This window comes from Paraburkholderia sp. SIMBA_030 (assembly GCF_046535245.1).
Classification (GTDB): Bacteria; Pseudomonadota; Gammaproteobacteria; order Burkholderiales; family Burkholderiaceae; genus Paraburkholderia.
Genome location: NZ_JAWRXB010000540.1, coordinates 1 through 272 on the forward strand (window position 1 = coordinate 1; position 272 = coordinate 272).

Annotated in this window: 1 pseudogene; it reads right to left on the reverse strand. The window is 69.9% G+C overall.

The features are described from left to right. Positions 1 to 272, reverse strand: a pseudogene (locus SB772_RS41120) (methyl-accepting chemotaxis protein); the annotation flags it as partial.

Genomic DNA, 272 nt, shown 5'->3' on the forward strand with positions numbered 1-272 from the left:
GACTGCTCGGCCACGCCGGCCACCTCGTTCATCGTGCGCAGCAGGTCGCGCGAGGTCGCGAAGATCTCGCGCGACGTCGCGCCGATCTCGGTCGTCGTCGCCGCGGTTTCGTTGGCGGTCGCCTGCTGCTCGCGCGACGTCGCCGCGATTTCGGCCACCGACGTCGTCACCTGCAGCGACGACTGCTGCGCGCGCGCGACGAGCTCGGTCAGTTCGTCGGCCATCCGGTTGAAGCCCGTTTCCAGCGTGCCGAACTCATCATGGCGGCGCAG